Origin of the sequence: Acinetobacter sp. SH024 (genome assembly GCF_000163635.1) — a bacterium.
In the GTDB taxonomy this organism is placed as follows: Bacteria; Pseudomonadota; Gammaproteobacteria; order Pseudomonadales; family Moraxellaceae; genus Acinetobacter; species Acinetobacter pittii.
Map to the genome: position 1 here is coordinate 1 of NZ_GG753610.1, position 3870 is coordinate 3870.

Consider the following 3870-nt stretch of genomic DNA (forward strand, 5'->3'; position numbering starts at 1 on the left):
TTTTAAGTATAGTCGAGCGAGGTTTTTTATACGCTATAGCAGCATCACTGATCGAAAATTTTTTTAAAAAATGATGATTTTCACCTAGCATACTATTTCACTTAAGGCATTATTAATTTCGTATATATATGTTAATAAAATTAACACATACAAGATATAAATCTTTAATCATTATTGGTTAATAATCGAACGTTTACTTTACACATGCCCTACTCTGATAATTTTTCTATTATTAAATCAATATGCTTTTAAAAATTTATATTATTAACATAATACACCTTATACGAAATGTGTCATAATTTACCTTGAAATTCATATACTTATTTCAAAGTTTATAGCCCGAACATCCCTGTACGGGCTTTTTTTTGTGATCTTTCACGTAATATGGCTATTCTTTAATCAAATCCTTACAACTTTGATTAGCTCAGTTGAATAGTACCCTTAGCCATTCGGCAAGAAAAACCGGCTTAACCACCCTCTTTTCGGCTGCTCCGGTTCAACCGGCTCCGGCACCGGAATACGCTTATTTTCCGTTTTTTCCGGAGTAGTCAATCCGTCATGTTTGTCGTTATCTACATTCAATGTAGGTTCTACTTGAGATGGACTAGATTGCACTGAAGATTGATCTGAAGTTGGTGTGGGATGAACCTGAGTTGGCTTCATTTCAATTAGGGTAAGTAATGTATCAATACGAGAATTTGCTTTAGCTTCGCGATCTTCTGCTTTTTCTAACTGTTTCTTTAGAAAATCGATCTGATTCTTTAGTTCAATAACTGTATTGTCTGTGTATTCAGGTGTATTTATAGTTTGTGTTGGAGACGTATCAGTGTGTTTTGAGTGTTTTCCACTAAAAGGTTCACCATAAACGCGGAGTAACTCAGAGAAGTCGATAGAGCCATCATGATCACGACTTAACACCCCATTTTTTATATCTTTATAAAGTGTAGCACGAGATTTCTTATACAGTGTGGCTGCATCACTAACACTGTATTTTGTACTTGTTTTCATAGTGTATTGCTGTGTATTTAGGATACGTATTGAAGAATACAATAAGTGTATTCTTCAATACACTCAAGCTTTAAACCCTAAGTTCTTTAAGTGTGGCAAAAACTGCTGTTGTTGGTGAGGGTTTCTAAGCATATCCTTAATTTTAGCAGCTAAAATCTCATAACTTTCACCTTCTGAGGCTAAATGGGAAAGCTCATGTAAACGTGATAATTGATTCCCGAATAGATTAATTTGAGCATCAGATAGCTGATAAAAATCTTTCGAGGTATGTGTTATGGATTTAGATTTTTCTTTAAAAGAAAAGATAATATGAGTGACTTTACGCCCTGTTTTTTTCTGCTCATAAGTGACTTTTAAAGGGCTATATTCATTGATTTGGTCTATAGCAGTGTCAATTACTCGTTTCTTGAAATCAGCGAATAATGGGTACTTTTTACCGAGTTCTAACATTGTCCGTAAACTCTCAACAGAAATTTCACGCTTACCTATTTGCCGATATTGAACCAGTAGCTCATAAATACGAATACCGTATCCACTATTGATCCCAGCAATGTCTGATAAGGCATATTTGGTGAATTCTCTACTTAGATTGGAAATGAATGGCAGAATGGGTTTTGAAAAACGGATTCCAATGACACTTTGACTATCTAAAAATTGGATTTCTTGCACCCATCTCATTTTTATAGATTTATCATCAATACTGAGGTTAATAGACCTCTCATAGAGTCTATTAATACCTTCCTTTAAATCTCTGTATGCAGTTTTCTCATGTACGCCCAATTGTTTTAATTCATCGACGCTAACAGGGTATAACTCATCATCTGTAATAGGCTGATTTTTGGGAATCCGTGAAATGGCAGCTAAGACAATTCGTTGCTCTACGGCACTTAATTGATACGATGCTTCTATTACTTGATTTGATTTTACAACGTGATTTTTATTCAAAACAAAACCATTGATTTTTCTAATATATGACAAATATATACTTGTCATAGTTAGTAGTCAATCCGTCATAGTTAAGTAGTCAATCCGTCATAGTTAGTAGTCAATCCGTCATAGTTAGTAGTCAATCCGTCATATTTAAACGTTGAAACCTTTGCTATATAAGGCACAGAGACGACTGAAAAGATTTAAAAGATTTAAAATATATTAAAAAGGAAAGAATGAAAAATTGCCCTATGTTTTCGCTACGCTCAAACTCTATTGAACTTCGCTTACGCTCAGTTCGAAGGGGCAATTTTTGGGTTAATCTCGTGATAACTTCAAAAAAGCAAAAGCAACTCGGAATTCGCTTCGCTCATAAGTTTTTTATACTCGCTTCGCTCGACCTAGATGCAAATTAAATCTGTTCGCACCCTCCGGGATGCTCTGTATCTCAGTCTCAGCAGCAAAGGGGAGTTTGTAATCAGGGAAAAAGCATGGCGAAAATTTTAATTGGGTCTGTTCGCTCGTAGACACTCGCTCTGTAAGGCCTGAATAAAGCCAGATAATTTTAAAAACCAGGACCACCGTAATCATAATCATCAGATTTTGGCTTTGGCTGTTCGGGTTGAGGGGGCTTATTTTGCATGGGTAATGGATAATTTGGCTGGGAATGGACTTCAAACTCAAAGCGTGGCGTTGAGTTATGTTCTGAATCTCTCAATTTTCGATTCATGTTATTCAGGTTCCAGCCTTCTTGGTGCAGTATAGGCTCTTGAATTTTGATAATTTCACTAAAATCTTTTTCCAGTTTTTCCTTATTTTTCGCATTTTTGATTAAGTAATTCAGGTAATACATCACTTCCAATGATGAAAATGGATGGTTTTCAGCACTATAAAAATATTCATGTTGTTGATCTAATTGCTTTTGGCGTTCTTCGAGTTCTCGTTCTTGCTGGTTGTGTTCTCGGATTTTTTGGATTTGAGCGAGATATTCCGCTGTCGCATTTTGTTGGCCAACGCCTAGTTTTGGCTCTGGAAGGTATAGCGTGCTGTGGATCTCGTTATATTTTTCATAGCTGTCTGCTGAAACCTGATTTTTGATGGTGATGTCTTGGCCATCCAGTGTGTAGGTGACGGTCGGGCAGTGCTGTGCAAGGGCATCATTCAAATGATTTTCCCATTGTTTTCGGATATAGATCAAAAAAGTGGAATAGTTTTCATGGCCATCTTGAAGTTGGATTTTTTTAGCACCGCCTTTGGCTGGATCTTGAGGGTTATAGCGTTTGAAGTACTGTTCTGCGCTGCGTTCAATGCCGTCATCCGCTTTTAGCGAGAACATCAGGTGACAATGAGGCTGATCTTCGCCACTGATGCGTGATTTTACGTTGTGTATGGCGTATGAGTGAGGATATTGCTGTGGGACTATGTGTTTGTCTAAAAACGTCTCTATGAGCGTTTTACGCTGTTCTGGCGTGAACTCGTTGGGGAGGGCAATTTCATACTCCATGTAGGCCTTGGCATTGGCTCGTTCATGACTATCGGCTGCCTGCCAAAACTCAATCGGATCTTTGACAAAGGCGGGCATGCAACGTCCAGGTTCAATATGTTCTATGGTTTCATTGCTTGTTTTTCGAATGCCTTCATATTGCATCAGCCGGGAAATATAGAGGTAGTGGCCGGTCGCATAGCCTTTATTTTTGCTTTTTACACTGAAATGGTAGCTGGCCATGTTCACCTCTGGTGGCTTGGGGACCGGTTTTTATGCAGTGAAACGGAATGAAAACCGTCCGGATTTTGAAATGCCTGAATGGCTGAGAAATCCGGTTAAAGGGGGTCAAGGGGGAATCGCCCCATTGCGTACTAGTTTCTTCGATTAGAAGAAACTGTCAAGTGCGAATTATTTAAATTAAAAATAAAATTTCTTTTCAAGAAATTTTA

At 37.5% G+C, this 3870-nt stretch carries 3 protein-coding genes; all 3 read right to left on the reverse strand.

Annotated features, from left to right (window positions below):
* Window positions 1-441 precede the first annotated feature (441 nt).
* The 3 genes from HMPREF0013_RS24090 to HMPREF0013_RS24100 all read right to left on the reverse strand — a co-directional run bounded on the left by HMPREF0013_RS24090 (window position 442) and on the right by HMPREF0013_RS24100 (window position 3661).
* Window positions 442-1008, reverse strand: a complete 567-nt coding sequence (locus HMPREF0013_RS24090; protein WP_000858429.1) for a plasmid replication DNA-binding protein — start codon at window positions 1006-1008, stop codon at window positions 442-444.
* A gap of 63 nt (window positions 1009-1071) precedes the next feature.
* Window positions 1072-2001, reverse strand: a complete 930-nt coding sequence (gene repM / locus HMPREF0013_RS24095; protein ID WP_000200914.1) for a replication initiation protein RepM — start codon at window positions 1999-2001, stop codon at window positions 1072-1074.
* A 499-nt stretch (window positions 2002-2500) separates the two neighbouring features.
* A complete protein-coding gene (locus HMPREF0013_RS24100) occupies window positions 2501-3661 on the reverse strand; it encodes a MobA/MobL family protein (protein WP_000179382.1) in 1161 nt (386 codons plus the stop codon).
* Between the last annotated feature and the right edge of the window lie 209 nt (window positions 3662-3870).